Genomic DNA, 16,080 nt, shown 5'->3' with positions numbered 1-16,080 from the left:
AATGAATCTACTGTATAAGTTATAAGCTATAGGCTGACTTATTTAATATCTTCGCAATTTGTTCTAACGGTTCGTTCTTCAGATCTTCACAATACCTATTAAATTTTGGTGAATCTTGAATCGTATTAAATAGTTCAACTGCACCTTGCCAGTAACTAGCATCGTTATGATTATTGGTATCATCTTTATCAAAAATGGATTCATACCAAATATTCGCTTTAGTTTGACCCCAAATATCAAGATGGATAGGTAGTTTTTCACCTTCAGTAAGTAATTTCATTTCATCTTTTTTAATATTATAAGAAATTATCAGCGATGGATTTCTGATATATGTGTAGAGAACCTTACAAAGAATTGCTAGTTCTACTAGATAGCTAAATCCTGAATTGCCAATATCATCCATAGATTTTAATTTTAAGTTTGAATAATAGATGTTTCGAACTTTCCAATCAGATTTATTTGATCCATAGCCAATAGATACAAGGAAGTTGCCGTCATCGCTGCGGATTAATTTTATAGCTCTTGGTTGGTGTCCTTTATACTCTTGAAGTATGTCTTTTAGAGATTCAGCCCAGTAATGAAAAGATTTTGTTTCAACAATAAAAGGGGTTAGTTCGGGAGTGTATGGACCTGTATTGCCAAATTTCAGCCATTCTGAGTTGAGGAAATAAAAATCACTAAATCTTTCCAAATCATCAAAAGACGGAATTTCTGAGCCGTTTAACCAGTTTGAAACTTTTAAAGTGTTTTCATGTCCTAGTTCGAAAGCAACTTTTTCAGTTTGGAGTTTTAACTCATTAAAAACATAGTGTAGACGAGTGATTAAATTAATTTGTTCAACTGGTAAAGTGGAAATAAAATCTGAGTTAATACGGTAAAACTTAGCACCTAGATCAATCAAGTTAACAAGGTGTTTAGAACGATAGCGATCACCACCAATTGCTTTAGACTGATTAGTTACTTCCTCAAGTAAATTGATTGGAAGACGAACAGTAAGTGGGTCTGAGAGATCGTAGTTAGAGTCATTCTTTTGTTCATTTCTATAAAATCGAACGATTGATTTCCAAGCTTCAGTAATCATTTTTGTACTTCATATTGACTAATATATCGTCAATATGAAGTATATTTCACCTGCTGTCAATAATAATTATTACATTGTATTTATATTAAATCTTTAGTTTATTACATTGTATTAATTTTTTTTAATAGGTCTGTTTTTCTAAAAAGTCTTATTTTTTTTTCACTGTCTCCAAAATAGTAAGGCTTAATAAGACCTTGATTTTGTAAATTAGTTATATGGGAGTGACGCATACGTAAGAGGGTGCTTGCTTCAGCACCAGTGACGTATTCCTCTTTTAATTTCAAAACTTCAGTTAGCTCATTCTTATTAATGAGCTTCCAGTAAACTAAATCTGCAATATGCAAAAATCCTGTTTCGCACCAATATTTTTTCATCCAATTCATAGGACAACTTAATTGCTTTGCTGCCTCTGAGTAAGGAATATGATCTTCGCTATCGAGTTTTTTCTTAAGATTTAATAGCGAACTAGTTTGGATTTGAACTGAGAGAGGATTGTTCTTATCTTTGCTAAGAATACCTTTTTTGACTAGTACCGTAACTTTATTTGGGCTAATTCCTAAAAGTGCAGCTGCTTCTTTTAAAGAGTGATAATTTGTACTGGTAGTTGTCGATTCCGACTGGTCTTTTGGTCTACCTGTACGTGTTGGATAGTGTTGAATCATCTCTAAATCGGCTGAACTTATATTCTGAACATCTGTCTTTAAAAAAATGTTAATGGGTGTTGAGTCAATATGAGGTCCATGTACAGGTGTAATGCCTATTGACGCTAATTTCTCCACGAGATTTGTTGGGGGTACTTTCAACCGTTTTGCTAAAAGAGCAATCAGCATATATTTTCTATCGAATTCATGAAGCTTGTTCTTTGAGTATTGCTTAGGACCATCTACATCTAGTTCATTTTTTTCTAAATTGAACCATCCAATATTTGCTAGTTTACGAGCAGTTTCATAATTGATTTCTAAAATTTCAGAAATTTCTTTTAGACAAATGTGGTCATTAACGATAGTCATGTTAATCAGTGTGTCAGCTATAGACTCATCATTGTCTATTAAACCCAAAAGAAAGCGTTCTATATCTATACTCGATATATTTCCACGATAAATCTCTTTTTTCCCTAGCTTTAGATAGTCGCTTTCAATTAACTTCTCAAGCTCAAAACGTGAAACATTTAAGATACGTTTTATCTGATGATTTCTAAGTTTTATAGAAATACTTTTTTCACTAATTTTGTATTCATTGGCATTTTGTTCAACAACTTTAATGTGTTTCTTAAAAAAATTTTCATATTTTAAAAACGGTATTAACTGTACCCTAGGATGTGAGTAATTGATTCTAGAATTAATAAGAGCGCTGAGCTTGAGTGCTGAAAGTTCAGGATGATGAAAATATTCATAGACAGAAAGGAAAACTTTCAAATCGGTGTTAGATTCATCGAACTTAAAGAAGTTATTAAAAGCATTCCAGCAAGCTGAAAACTCTTTGAATAATTTGTTGGAGTTGAAATTTAGAACGTCGATAAACCAATAAATAGTATCAATAGATTTTGCTTCTCTAATTGGTGCTTTATCTAATTCAAAACCACAGCAAGAGCAGTTTTGAATCCCTGTTTTTGATGTAATTGGATTCTCACACTTTGGACAAGAATTAATTAAAAAACATGAATGAATAGGACATGCGTAAATTGGTTTGAGCATCCATATTTTTTTTAGATAAGCACTTTCTCCAAGACAAATCGGACAGTAGCGTATGTTGTCTAATTCAAATAATTCATGGGGAACTTCAATAGCACCTATTGTCCTTGGAGATTTATTTGTAGGGCCAGATCTTTCAAAAGCTAGACAAGAATATTCACTATCTATATCTAAAGCACTCAAAACTAAACTAAAGCGAACATCATCTGCTAGATGGTAATTAAGAGATTTCTTAATGATGGATTGATAGTTTTCCTTGCCAACTAAATTAAAGATTGAGCTATGTGCATTAAGTTTTGCTGTTCTGAGTAGGAAGCTGATTGGCGATTCATCTTCATAAGGGATTGCTTGTATTAAAAGAGAATTTTGCATATTTATGTTTATTTCATTAGTGCGATGATTTGAGAAATATTCATTTCGAAAGGATTCTTACTTTGTTTACTAATGTATAAAGTGATACCTAATTTCCAGGCATAACTGAAATCATTAGAATTAATGATTTGCCTACCATCGTTTAAAGCATGTGTAATACTTTCTCTAATCAGACTCATAATGTATGAGTGATAACCTTTCGTTGCCAATTGAATTTGCATGCTCACAAGTTGACTGTCTAGTGCTGGTGAGAAGGTGATATTCTGTTTATTAAGAGTCCTTGATATTTCAGCGAGAAAGGCAAACATACTCCCACCTTGTATGGGATCTACAGTTAATGGGTTTAACTGATAAATGAATGGGAATCTACGTGCAATTTGACTATCAATTTGAAGTAGTGGTACGAACTCAGGTAAACCAACCAAGCAAAAACTGATCCCAGTTCTATTCACTAAAGTTTTAATCCAATTCCCTGTAGTCCGATTCATTCTCGTCGATGTAGGTTTACGCTCAAATAAATGATGGAACTCATCTAAAAATATGAGCTTAGTTTCGCATTGAGCAAGTAAATGAATAAGTCTACTTGTTAGGTATTCAGTTGTTCCATATCCATTTTCACAAGTAATATCTCCCAGTTCTTTGAGCATCATTATGGCCAATGACTTTACAGTAGCTGGTGAAGGGACTTCGACATAACATACTGGAATAATAGATCTTTTATAGTCCTTTTCTACTTTTTCTGAACGTGGCATTAAGCTTAAGATTGTTTTGCACAAGGTTGTTTTTCCTAATCCACCTTCTGCGAGCAGCATACTTCCAACTGGTTCACTATAAGAAATACTTCTTTTGACACAATCTTGGATACCTGTAAAAGCTGTCATAAATTCATTTGAAGTAATGACAATATTGTTAATAGATCTAATTTTATCGAATCGATTATCAAATTTTTCCATGTTTAAATACCTCCAAAGAACCAAACTGCTCAATTGGTGTTGGTGTATTTATAGTAGGAGCTGGTTGTTCAGAAATATGTTTCTCTTCCGAAAAAAGCTGTTCTTCAACTCTTTTTAGTTGTTTGGGGAGTTCTAAGCTAAGAGGCTTTAATCTTGGTTTCTTTCTCACGAGATTATGTTGTATCTCATGCATAAGTTTATACAGGTGATATAAATCCGACATTGGTCCAATCCTTTGTTTGTCAGATCGAGTTTGGGCTTTCTTTAGTTTTTGAACTTCGAAGTGGGTTACTCGGGACAAACCAAATGTATAGTCTTGATTGCTTGAGTCCGCTTGAATGACGACATCTTTATTGTTGGGATCAATGATAAAAACTTCATTCAAATTTAAGTCATCAATAAGCACGATTACTGTCTTTACGCCTTGTGCCTGTAGCGTTGTAAGTGCATGTGAAAAATAACTAATATTATCTACACGTACTTGACCATGATTGATATTTCGTTCGATGGGTCTACGACAGAGGATTTTGGCATCTATTTCTGTTAGAAAACTAGGCTGAATATCTTCAATAGCATCCTGCCACATGATGATGGGTGAGCGTCCAGTAGTATGATGGATAGATTGATGATAGACCTCATTAATCCATTTGTTTATATATTCTCTTAGTTGCTCCAAAGTTAATTGTGCGCTTTTACTCGAATCGTATTCACCTCTTTCAGTTGGATTTGAGAAAGTTGTACCAGGCAGTTTTTGAAGAATTCCATGTGTCAGCGTGCTAAAAAAACGTTCAATATGAGGTTTGTTGTTGGGTGTACCAACTTGAGATGGAGTTAAAGTGATTTTTAGTTGTTCACAAACCCTTTCGAGAGCATTATTTTTAAATTCCACACCATTATCTGGAATGATAATGCTTGGAATTCCTCCTGGTAATTTATGATTCGGGCGAGTAATCATATCTTTAATGACTTCTAATGTTGTTGCAGCACTCGGTGGATACATATTGATATAAGTTCCAACAATTGTTCTTGAATAAACATCAATTGCACAAGCGAGAAAAGGCCGCCCCAAAGCTGTTTTTGTTTTTGGGTCGATAACAATAATGTCGAGATAATGTGTATCAATTTCAACCATATAAAGAGCAAAAGGACTAATAATGCTTTTGCCGGCAGCTTGAAAAGTTTTCTTCGCTATACGAGATCCTTTCTTTATTTTTAATTCAATATAAGGGTCTAGTTTTTTGATGTGTCGTTGGATACTCCTCAGTGTTGGTAACTGTTCCAATGATATCCCTTGCTCTATGAATCGACCAAGCATATAGGCTTGTACGTCTTTACCAGTTCTATATTCAGGTTTTAAATAGACTTCATTAATTGCTTGATTCAGAATTTGGTAGACTTCAGGTGGGAATCTTAAGTGATGATTACCTATATATTTATCTTGTAAACAGAGCTTGTTCTGCGAAAAATTTTTATATTTAGTAATCCACCTTGCGACAGTACGGCAGGAAGGAGGGTTGGGATCTTGAATTTCAGTCGAGATATGCTCTATTAATTTTGATAAATTTTGAGGGCTCGTAGGGGATTTTAGAGTTTGAAGAGCACTTATAACATAACGTTCTTTACGGTGTATTTCTGAACTGTGTTTAGGGTTGATCATCAGCTTATCAGGTGAAAATACACATAGAATTTCACCTTCTTTGTAGCGGTTTTCAAACTCATTCGGAGTAATTGAAAATGACTTTCCACCAGCGATGGCTGCATATCGTATATCATTATAGGTTACAGAACCGATTTCAAAAATATAGTCAGGATGTTCTTTAAAATAAAAACGAAAACCTGGTTGTGGGGTTAAAAGAACATTGTCCATGTCAATAGGCCTCACTGATTTCTTGTTTGACTGGGCCAATTGTTATTCTTTGATGAAAAAATAAGTAATCAGCTAGTTCTTGTTTGAGGCCTATTGATTCAAGTGTTTTATAGGCTTGATGTGAGTTTTCAAATTCATTGAGCTTTAACAGGTCTAAAGCATAATTGACTTCGAAAGTACTCCAGCTGAATCGATGTCCTCTCTGATACCAGTAAAGCAGTTGAGATATTTCTGTTTCACTTGGTAAGTCTGTGTGATCTATTAGCTTAAAAGTAATATCCATTGAGTGGAGTAGATCAGAAAGTATTGTAAAGCGGTTTAAGTCATTAGTTGACAATGATGCTATAGATGGTTTGACTTCATGAACCTCATAAGCACCATCTTTGGTTTGAACCAAGAAATCTGGATAACAATACTGTTCATTGGCTAGCAAGATTTTTAATGCTTGTGAGCGATAATTTAAGATATTGGGATCTTGTTCTAATGAGATTGCATGAGCGAGTTCAAGTCGGCTTTCTAAGGGGATTGCTCCACAACACTTTTCACTCGGGAAAAGTGAAGTTCGACGACCAAAAGCACCTTGGTAGATTTTACGTTGTCCATGAAGTGTGGCTGCTACATTTGCAGTCGATTCAAAGGCTATCCTGATTTGTTCTAGGATACTTGTTTGAATATCAGTTTTTAACAATATGGTTTGAAAAGGCATATCTGTTCATCCAGAAGTAATCCTATTCTCAATAGATTTTTGAGAATGAGCTAATCTGTACTATTACTATTGAATAGCACTCACTTGACTGGTGACGATATAGAGAAGATACTATGATTCTCAGGTCTTTATATTCTTCTATATAAAGTCACAAACGGATCCTTTTAAGGGTCCGTTTTTTTTATTGATTTTTTTTCTAACTTTTCATAATCACTCCAAGGTCATTTTCGATTATTGAGAATTTAATGGTTATCTTGAGAATCTAAAATAGCATTCCTTTGATTTGCTAGCCATGTAGCAACATCCTTTACTAAGGCATATTTGCCACGCCGATTGGGGATACTAAAAACAGGAACTGGGACTGTTTTACGCGTTAACGCTTGTCGAAAGGCTTCCGTGGATTTGTAGCCTAAAGCGATTCGTAGTGCATCATCTGTCATTAGCGGGCCGTAACGATCGAATAACTCTTTTTCTATTGTAGTTACATCGACTATGGGATGGATTTCCATTGAGTTCCTGGTAGTAACCTGTCTCAACAAAAGCTTATACTTGAGACTATATCTGTACAAGTTGAATAAATCACTAAACTTTTTCCGGAAATATTTTTTTAAAAAATTGATATTTAAAGATTTTATTTGAATTTTATGGGTTATGTTTTGCAAAACGAAAATATTGGAAAAGTTAGAATTAATAAAAGGGATGTAGTCGATCAAATACGGGTTGCACTATGGTATTCGCGCATAAAGCTTGGTTTAGATGCGCAACTACCATCTGAAATAGCAAAAATAATTGAGCCTGATAAAATTAGAGTAGTGAATGGGGGGGTAACTGATAATGATCGGAAGTGGAGAAACTATAAGAATGGTTTAAATGTTCCTCATCCAAAACTTATAGATAAAGCTGAAGCAGCCGTACAAGGTAGTTCGTTAATAATTAATCATGTGCTTTGGCAAGCCATGAAAAATTCAATAAATTTAGATTTACTTTTAAAAGACGGTATTGGAAAACTGTCGTGGGAAGTTCAAAGGATACTCTATAAACCCAATAAATATAATTGTGATAGGAAGTTAGTTGAAAGTTTATCGTCTAAAAAACTGATACAGCTGGAGCGATTAGCTAGCTTAGATGCTTTAGCTGCACTGGTAATTTTTTATCGAATGGGAGTCGAAGACACTAGTTGCATTGTCGATATCAGTCGAGCTATTTATCGAACTTTACTTATTATTTGCATGAAAAAACCATATTCAAATTTTAGTGAAAGTTTAATTTTATTGATGCATTCCCAAGTGTTTTCTTTAGTGGGCCCTAAGGAATCAATATTAGGCGATAGCTTCAAAGAAGATTTTCTAATGGATCTACAAATGTTAATGACTCAATTTTCAAAGATGAACAGTGAAAAATTGGTTACCAATACTTGGAAAAAAGACGTTAGGATCTCATCCGATTTTTTGGAAAAGGTAAGGTTTCATAATCTCTTTAAAGAATCAACTATCATGACAGTAGATGCTATTTAAAATACTTTCGAGATTCTTTTATGAGCGCCTTACATTTCTAGTCGCTTAGACAGTCTTTCTTCAGCATACATTTGTTTAAGAGCTAAATTTTCTTGTTCCAATTTATCTAATCGAATCAAAATTTGCTCATTAATATCTATGTAACTTGCTTTCCAACGGTAGAAAGTAGCGACACTGATTTTATACTCTTCACAAATTTGTTCGACAGTTGTACCTGCTAAATTCTTTTTAACAATATTGTTGATTTGAGCTACAGAAAATTTTTGCTTCACAGTGAATTCCTAGACTATTGTTCAATGATTATTCAAAATAAAAAAATTCAGTAAACAGATAGGGTTAAATTAAAAATATCCTATTTTGGGATATTTTTAATTGTAACTAATATTGAGCCATGCGCTCAATACACGATCCTAGGTATCAAGACCTAATTAAGAAACTTATAGAACTACGTGAGTCTAAAAATGTGACTCAGGTTGAGCTTGCCCAACGTTTAGGGAAGCCTCAGTCTTATGTGTCTAAAGTTGAAATTCTAGAAAGGCGGTTAGATGTGATTGAGTTAATGGATTGGTTAAATGCACTAAATACTGATTTATCTAGCTTTATTTAAAGCTTGAAGATTTATAACTTACCTCCTTTATTTTGTAAGCTATTGAAATTCAATTAATTTTAAATTATTATTTGTCTGATAAAAAAATCTGTATAAAAAAGATACGGGGATCTCGTGCTTAATTGTAAGCATTCTATTTGTAATTAAATTAGGTAAATTTTAATGCAAGATTATAAGGTACTACAAAACTATATTGATGAAGAAATAATATATGAGGGTAAGAATTATAATTTATATAAATTATATCGAGAAGCTTCCCCAATTGATTATATAGGTGATGAATGTTTCTTTATGAAAGTTTGGCCGAGAATTAATCAAAAAGATGAAATTATTAAAGAGATTTGGTTGGATGAAGTAAGACAATTACAATTATTAAAAAATTACCCAAATTCAGAAAGGTATTTATTAGTTATTAATAATGCATATTATGATGATGAAAGTTTTAGTATCACCTATGAGTGTGATGAAAATGATATTTTGTTATCCACATATATAGATGACATTAACAAATCAAGCCAAAGGATAAAAAGAAAAAGTTGGATATATTTCCAAAATTTGATGATACCATATCATCGTATTAAGTTATGGAAAAATATTTTAAGTATAGCCTTTGGGTTAGATATTTTACATCAAAATGGCCTTTTACATAGAAAAATAAGTCCAGAAAATATTGTAATTAGATTTGAAAATGATATTAATTTTTTTAGATTAACAGGATTTGAATGGTTACTCTCAGTAAATAAACTTAAACCTTCATATATGGTTAACTTAGAAAGTACTTCAATGGTTTCTTCATATAATGAAGATTGGTATTTGTTGGGTAATTTAATTGAATCATTACTAGTAGTAGGAATTGATGATAGCCTATTAGATCATGATTTTAATTATTTAACTGAAAATGAAAAAAAATTAATAGATAAATTAAAAAACATTTGTAAATTGAAGAATATTTATCGAGATAGTCATCTTTCTAGTGCGGAGATTATTGAAAGTATAAAGTATATTATTTTCTCATTAGAAAATGAACTAGATGCTGACACAAATGAAATTAAAACATATGATATAACAATTAATAGAAAGAAAATAGAAAGTTTTTTGGGTATAGTAAGCAAGTTCTTAAAAGAAGATAATGAAATCTTGATTGATGATTTTTATAAATTTGTTAAAAATGATATTGATTTAAATAAAATAAATATTATTAAAAGTAATATTAAAGATGGAGAGTTGTTTTTTATACAAGGTAATCAGCTTTTATATGAGATAAAACCTACTAGAGTTGAGGGGACAAATAATTTTCAATGGAGTAATCTTGTATTAATTACAAATATTTATTGTGATTCTAAAGGTCTGAAAGGTTATCATAAAGTCTCTAAAGATTTTTCAATAAAATTAAATTTGGTTTCTAGCTCTAATTCATCAAATTCCTGGATGAACATAATTGATAGTTTTAAGAAAGAACAAGTATTAAGTGAGGATGTTAGGAATTTTATTAATACGATGTTGCTTTGTTATTCCATTGAGGTTTCAGAGTATTGGACAAAAGTTTTTAAAGCAAATGTTAAAGTTAAAATTGGGAATAATAACCAAGATAGTATTATTTTAACTATTGATCCTGAAAAAAATAATGAAAATTTAAAATTCTCAAAAATTATAGATAAACCAATATCTACTCATCATTTTAAAAGTTTAGTTACTGAAATGGATGAAAAAGAATGGATATTATCTAATAAACTTCCTACTGAAAAAGATGATTTTCATGCTTCTCCAAATATTAAAACAAAAGGGTTTTCTACTAAAAACTTTAAAATAATAATCACTTTTAGGAAGCACGAAAAAACTCTAGCTTGTTATGATTTTATAGTAAAAAATGATCCTCAAAATCCAAATACGTTAAAGGATGTAAGCCAGATCATTAATGAACAAGAACTATATATATACCCAAAATCTTTACTTGCAAATTATACAGCACTATTGCGCAGAAATTATACTTTAGAGCAAGTCGCGAAAAATTCTGCTTTAATTTCAAGTATTATGCATATGGAAAGCAGTACGTCAAAGCTGAAATATCCAAATAAATATGTAAAAGTATATGATAAGTTAGATAATTCTAAGCAAAATATTTATCGTGAGGCATTAGATACTTATCCTAATTATATTGTGCAAGGACCACCTGGAGTTGGCAAAACATTTTTAGTAACCAGTTTGCTAGAGCAAATCTTTAATGATGAGCCAGATAGTAAAGTCGTCTTAAGTGCTCAAAGCCATGCAACTGTACAAGTTCTCTATGATGAAATTAAAAAAGGTCCACTATCAGACAATTTAATGATTTTAGATACTTTTAATAATATTGAAGATGAAATAGAGGATAGAGGTGATATTCAGCAATTTGAAAAACATACTGCTACTTTGTGGGATAGTATTAAAGAAAGCCTGATGTGGCAGGATGCTTCAAAATATTTAGACTTAAATGAACAAATAAAGAAAGCTACTGAATCAAATTATCTGCGTAGATCTCTTTATAAGCATGTTCTTAGTAGTGCCAATATTGTATTAGCTACATCAAATTCTTCTACAATTGAGACGATTAATAGAAATAATCACCAATTTGATTGGACAATTTTAGAAGAGTCAGGGAAGGCCTCTGGTTTAGAGTTACTAAGTCCTCTTTTACTATCATCAAAGCGTTTATTGATTGGAGATCACAAACAATTACCTCCTTTCTCTGAAAATACTATTAATAAAATTTTATTAGGTGAAAATTTCGATGTTCCTCTTTTAATACAAAGCGTCTCTACAGGCCCTTTTTCCAGTAATTTAACAAAATTATCTAGTCTGAATGAGTTTTCTGAAGTAGCTCAATATGTAAAAGATAATTTAAATGATAATAGTGTAGAGTTTTTAGAATATTTTTCCAATAAATATCATCCGGTTATTGAAAATGTTCGAAAATATTTTTCACTATTCCAGACTTTGGTTAAAAATATTGAAAAATATAAAAAAGCTAAAAGTAGCCGTCTTATGGGGGATATTATTACTGAGCAATATCGGATGCATCCAGATATTTCAGAAGTGGTTTCTACATTGTTCTATAATTCAGAACTAAAAAATAATTCAGAAAATGAAGAAAAATATTTAAACACAATTAATAGGCCATTCAAGTTTTCAATATGCTCTGATTTGCCAGATTTAAATAAAAATAAAGGTTTTATTTGGCTCGACATTTGTGATCCTAATAAATTGCGAGAAGCTAGGCCACTTGAAAATAATTTGGCTAATGAGGCAGAAGTTGATGTCATCAGAAGAATGTTAGAAGCAGTTCAAGTCACAGAAGTAGCTAAAAAGAATCCATCAATAGTTATTCTAACTCCTTATAAAAATCAAATTGCTAAAATTAATGAAATGATTAATGAGGAAAATTTAATTAATAAGTTGAAAAGCAAAGGATTCTATTGTGGGGTGGAGCTTTGTAAAACAGTTGATTCATTTCAAGGAGGGGAAGCGGATCTTGTAATTGTGAGTCTTGTCAGACATAACATCAATAAATCTGATAAGAGTTCATTGGGTTTTTTACTTGATGAAAGACGTCTAAATGTAATGTTTAGTAGAGCAAAATATCAAATGTTTGTAATTGGAAGTATAGGAATGTTCGAATATTGGGCTTATCGAGCACCATTTGAGAAAAAATTGGATATTATTAATGACTATCAATATATAGACACATTGTGTAAATGGGTTAATGAACAACCTAATATAAATGAAGATAGTGTTACTCCAATTAAGAAGATAGATATTACTTCTTATATAAGCCAATTTTTTAAATAAACTCTACCTTTATTAATTTTTGTAAGCTATTAAATATGAAATCATCCAATTCCAAACATTCTAAAAAATCACAACCTTTTTATCTCATTGTTCCTTTTTCTTACGGAACTAATCTGTTTACTTTTAAAAAGAAGAGTAACTGGAATATTATCGACCATTTGTTGTTGAGAACTATTGCAGATAATGAATTTACTATTGATAAGTTATCAGCATATTCTGGTATTCGTAGACAAATTTTAGTTCAAATACTTTTACCATTTCTAAAATTAAATTGGATTGAAATTATTCAGGAGCCTGAGAGTATTGGTGTAAGAATTACTGAGCGTGGTAAATTTATTGCAAAAGCTTCTGAATTACCATCGATAAAAAAGGAGTTTTATACATATAGAGATTTTCTAGTTAATCTTACAAATGGTCAGTATTTAGGATTGTGTAATTATTCTTTTATTACTACTTATAATGAGAGTGACATCAATACTTTAGTTAATAGTTGGGATAATAAAAGATATATTAATATTAAGAGTATACCGCATCCATATATTCTTGATACACAAGAACTTGGCTGTGCTGTTACCCAACCGAATGAAGAACTTATTTCTGTATCGCCACCATTGGATAGAAGTTTAACAGTTAATAAGTATTTAATATTTAATGCAAAAATAAGTAAAAATAATGAAATAGACATACATTTTTATGAGAATTATCTCAATCCAACATCTAGTAATGATTATTGCTCTATTTTTGGTTACTCCTTTAAAGAATATTTGTCTTCAGAAATTAAAAAGCGATTAATCGAAAGTCAGAGGAATAATGAGAATATAAAAGAAACATATCAATATGTTGGAGGGGGGAGTTCAGAAAATTTAGCAAATCCTCCCAAAAGTTATAAGATATCTGAACAGCATGTTTCACTTATTTTAGGAGGAAATGAGCATCTTCAAAAATTTCTTGATGCTATTCGTGAATGTAAAAACTATTTAATAATTCATTCTACTTTTATTCGTCCATCTAGAATAAATCTCTATCTAAGTGAACTATTAAGTGCCGTTAACAGAGGGGTTAAAGTTATTATTTTATGGGGTAAAGATGATTTCGATTCACCTGATATTAGGGAGAAAGAATTAAGAAATTTTAAAGAGATTACCTCACAATTTAAAAAACTTTATTGTGATTACAATGGAAGGATTATTTTACATGAAATCCAAACAGGGTCTCATGCTAAATATTTGCTTTGGGATACTGAAAATAATCATTGTTCGTTAATAGGATCTTGTAATTGGTTTTTCTCAGAATTTAATCGTTATGAAGCTTCTGTGTTTATTCAAGATAATGATTTTTCAAAAGAAATGATTCAAATATCAGCTAGTTTGACTACTGGTGCAAAATTAATTAATAACTATTTAGGTTCAGAATTATTAGATTTGGCTCAAAGTATTAAACCTAGCTCTAATCAAGACAATGGAAAAAATATTAATGTTTCACTTTTACTCAAAGGGCATCATTTGCGATATATACATGAAGCTAAAGAAGCAGGACATAGAGTCACCTTATTAAGTGATAAAATAAGCCCAAATCTACATAGAAGTATTTGGGATAGTTTATCAACTTGTAGGGTGCGTGTTTCAGCATTTTACTCTACAGTCGATAAAGAATTTGATCATAAGCAAGTGCAAAAGTTCTCTAACACTATAGACAACGATAAAATTGCATTAAAACTTCATTCTCCACCTTCTGGAAATCATAGCCATGCCAAAGTGTTGGCTTGGGATAAAAATCATATTGTTGTCACAAGCTTAAACTGGATGTCTTCTGATTCTTCAGGTAACTATAAGAACAATGATCTCTATCATGAATTAGGTGTTTATTTAGAGGCTGATAAAATTGAACAAAAATTTTATTCAAATTTTTTTAATAATTTAAATCATGCATAATTTTTAACTAAAATAAGGGTTGTTAAGTTAAAAAAACCGCCATGAATGGCGGTTTTCTCAATGACAACTTATGTGTCATGTGACGTCATGCTACATAGTTTTATGACAAACAATGTGTCGTTTATGACAAACCTTGTGTCGCATGACGGTTGTATTTATTATTATTTCCATGCTTTATTCTCAAAAAATAAACCCTCCGAAGAGGGTTTAAATATTTATCAATTACCAGCTTAACGCGCCACCAGTTTGGTAATCCGTTACGCGAGTTTCAAAGAAGTTCTTCTCTTTACGTAAGTCCATCATTTCTGACATCCACTGGAATGGGTTATTCACACCAGCAAATTGTTCAGGTAAGCCTAATTGGCTCAAACGACGGTTACAGATAAACTTCAAGTATTCTTCCATCATGCCTGCATTCATACCCAATACACCGCGTGGCATAGTGTCACGAGCATATTCGATTTCAAGCATTGTACCTTCAAGAATCATTTGAATGATTTCTTCTTGGAACTCAGCAGTCCATAGGTGAGGGTTCTCGATCTTGATTTGGTTGATCATGTCGATACCAAAGTTCAAGTGCATAGATTCATCACGTAAGATGTATTGGAATTGCTCAGCAACACCATTCATCTTGTTACGACGACCCATAGACAAGATTTGGCTGAAACCACAGTAGAAGAAGATACCTTCAAGTACGCAGTAGAACGCGATCAAGTTGCGAAGCAAGATTTGGTCGTTTTCAGGCGTACCTGTTTTGAACGTAGGATCACTTAAAGATTGTGTATATTTCAGACCCCAAGCTGCTTTACGAGCCACTGAAGGAATCTCACGGTACATGTTGAAGACTTCGCCTTCGTCCATACCTAAAGATTCGATACAGTATTGGTAAGCGTGCGTGTGAATTGCTTCTTCAAATGATTGACGTAAGATGTACTGACGGCATTCAGGGTTGGTAATGTGACGGTAGATTGCAAGAACCAAGTTGTTTGCAACCAAAGAATCCGCAGTCGAGAAGAAACCTAAAGAACGCATAACAATGGTACGCTCATCTTCGGTCAAGCCATTTTCAGACTTCCAAAGTGCGATGTCATGGTTCATGTTCACTTCTTGCGGCATCCAGTGGTTTGCACAACCGTCTAGATATTTTTGCCAAGCCCATTCGTATTTGAACGGTACAAGTTGGTTTAAGTCAGCGCGGCAGTTGATCATCGCTTTATCGTCAACTTGAACACGCTGAGCACCCATTTCTAGCTCTTCTAAGCCAGGTGCAACGTCTAGATTTTCTAGAGCGTTAGATGCTCTTGCCAACGGATCGGTTGGATCTGTTGGTCGATTTGTACTGGTTCGAGCGGGTTGTGCAGCTGCCAAATTCGGCGATGAGTGCTGTGCATTAGATACCACTTGCGAATCAGTCGTTTTTTGCGGTTCGACGGGCGCAGGCTGGTGAGCTTGTGCAGCTTGTTTCGGTTCATCATCTTCGAAATCGTCCCAACTTAGGATAGACATAAACAGTTCTCTCTTCGTTGCTTTATATCT

The 16,080-nt window shown here is 32.4% G+C and carries 12 protein-coding genes; 4 read left to right on the top strand and 8 right to left on the bottom strand.

The annotated features are described in order from the left end of the window. Nucleotides 1-19 precede the first annotated feature (19 nt). The 6 genes from B1201_RS03270 to B1201_RS03245 all read right to left on the bottom strand — a co-directional run bounded on the left by B1201_RS03270 (nt 20) and on the right by B1201_RS03245 (nt 7,179). Nucleotides 20-1,081, bottom strand: a complete 1,062-nt coding sequence (locus B1201_RS03270; RefSeq protein ID WP_078192307.1) for a hypothetical protein — start codon at nt 1,079-1,081, stop codon at nt 20-22. 101 nt (nt 1,082-1,182) lie between these two features. Next, on the bottom strand, nt 1,183-3,144 hold the full coding sequence (locus B1201_RS03265) for a TniQ family protein (protein ID WP_078192306.1): 1,962 nt from the start codon (nt 3,142-3,144) through the stop codon (nt 1,183-1,185). 8 nt (nt 3,145-3,152) lie between these two features. Continuing rightward, entirely contained in the window at nt 3,153-4,097 is a 945-nt protein-coding gene (locus B1201_RS03260) for a TniB family NTP-binding protein (RefSeq protein WP_078192305.1), read from the bottom strand. Beyond that, nucleotides 4,084-5,964, bottom strand: a complete 1,881-nt coding sequence (locus B1201_RS03255) for a Mu transposase C-terminal domain-containing protein (protein WP_078192304.1) — start codon at nt 5,962-5,964, stop codon at nt 4,084-4,086. The genes B1201_RS03260 and B1201_RS03255 overlap by 14 nt, the downstream gene beginning before the upstream one ends. A 1-nt stretch (nt 5,965) precedes the next feature. After that, nucleotides 5,966-6,670: a TnsA endonuclease N-terminal domain-containing protein gene (locus B1201_RS03250; RefSeq protein ID WP_078192303.1), complete on the bottom strand. Its 705-nt coding sequence runs from the start codon at nt 6,668-6,670 to the stop codon at nt 5,966-5,968. A gap of 242 nt (nt 6,671-6,912) precedes the next feature. After that, on the bottom strand, nt 6,913-7,179 hold the full coding sequence (locus tag B1201_RS03245) for a hypothetical protein (RefSeq protein WP_078192302.1): 267 nt from the start codon (nt 7,177-7,179) through the stop codon (nt 6,913-6,915). Between the two features lie 147 nt (nt 7,180-7,326). On the opposite strand from B1201_RS03245, the gene B1201_RS03240 reads away from it, so the two are divergent. After that, a complete protein-coding gene (locus tag B1201_RS03240) occupies nt 7,327-8,184 on the top strand; it encodes a hypothetical protein (protein ID WP_228144740.1) in 858 nt (285 codons plus the stop codon). A gap of 29 nt (nt 8,185-8,213) precedes the next feature. Here the strand turns inward: B1201_RS03240 and B1201_RS03235 are convergent, their stop codons facing one another. Further along, nucleotides 8,214-8,456, bottom strand: coding sequence for a transposase (locus B1201_RS03235; protein ID WP_004891674.1), 243 nt, complete (start codon nt 8,454-8,456; stop codon nt 8,214-8,216). A 119-nt stretch (nt 8,457-8,575) separates the two neighbouring features. On the opposite strand from B1201_RS03235, the gene B1201_RS03230 reads away from it, so the two are divergent. The 3 genes from B1201_RS03230 to B1201_RS03220 all read left to right on the top strand — a co-directional run bounded on the left by B1201_RS03230 (nt 8,576) and on the right by B1201_RS03220 (nt 14,544). Then, nucleotides 8,576-8,791, top strand: coding sequence for a helix-turn-helix domain-containing protein (locus B1201_RS03230; protein ID WP_068517820.1), 216 nt, complete (start codon nt 8,576-8,578; stop codon nt 8,789-8,791). A 162-nt stretch (nt 8,792-8,953) separates the two neighbouring features. After that, nucleotides 8,954-12,613: an AAA domain-containing protein gene (locus B1201_RS03225; protein ID WP_078192300.1), complete on the top strand. Its 3,660-nt coding sequence runs from the start codon at nt 8,954-8,956 to the stop codon at nt 12,611-12,613. Nucleotides 12,614-12,648: 35 nt separating this feature from the next. Continuing rightward, the gene (locus B1201_RS03220) at nt 12,649-14,544 is read left to right on the top strand and encodes a phospholipase D-like domain-containing protein (protein ID WP_078192299.1); all 1,896 of its coding nucleotides are present in this window, start codon (nt 12,649-12,651) and stop codon (nt 14,542-14,544) included. A gap of 222 nt (nt 14,545-14,766) precedes the next feature. On the opposite strand, the gene B1201_RS03215 is transcribed toward B1201_RS03220, so the two are convergent. Continuing rightward, the gene (locus B1201_RS03215) at nt 14,767-16,050 is read right to left on the bottom strand and encodes a ribonucleotide-diphosphate reductase subunit beta (RefSeq protein ID WP_078191110.1); all 1,284 of its coding nucleotides are present in this window, start codon (nt 16,048-16,050) and stop codon (nt 14,767-14,769) included. Nucleotides 16,051-16,080 lie beyond the last annotated feature (30 nt).

Source organism: Acinetobacter sp. ANC 5600 (genome assembly GCF_002018395.1).
GTDB classification, from domain to species: Bacteria; Pseudomonadota; Gammaproteobacteria; order Pseudomonadales; family Moraxellaceae; genus Acinetobacter; species Acinetobacter amyesii.
Note: the sequence above shows the minus strand (reverse complement) of the source record. Positions and strands in the feature narration are given on the sequence as shown.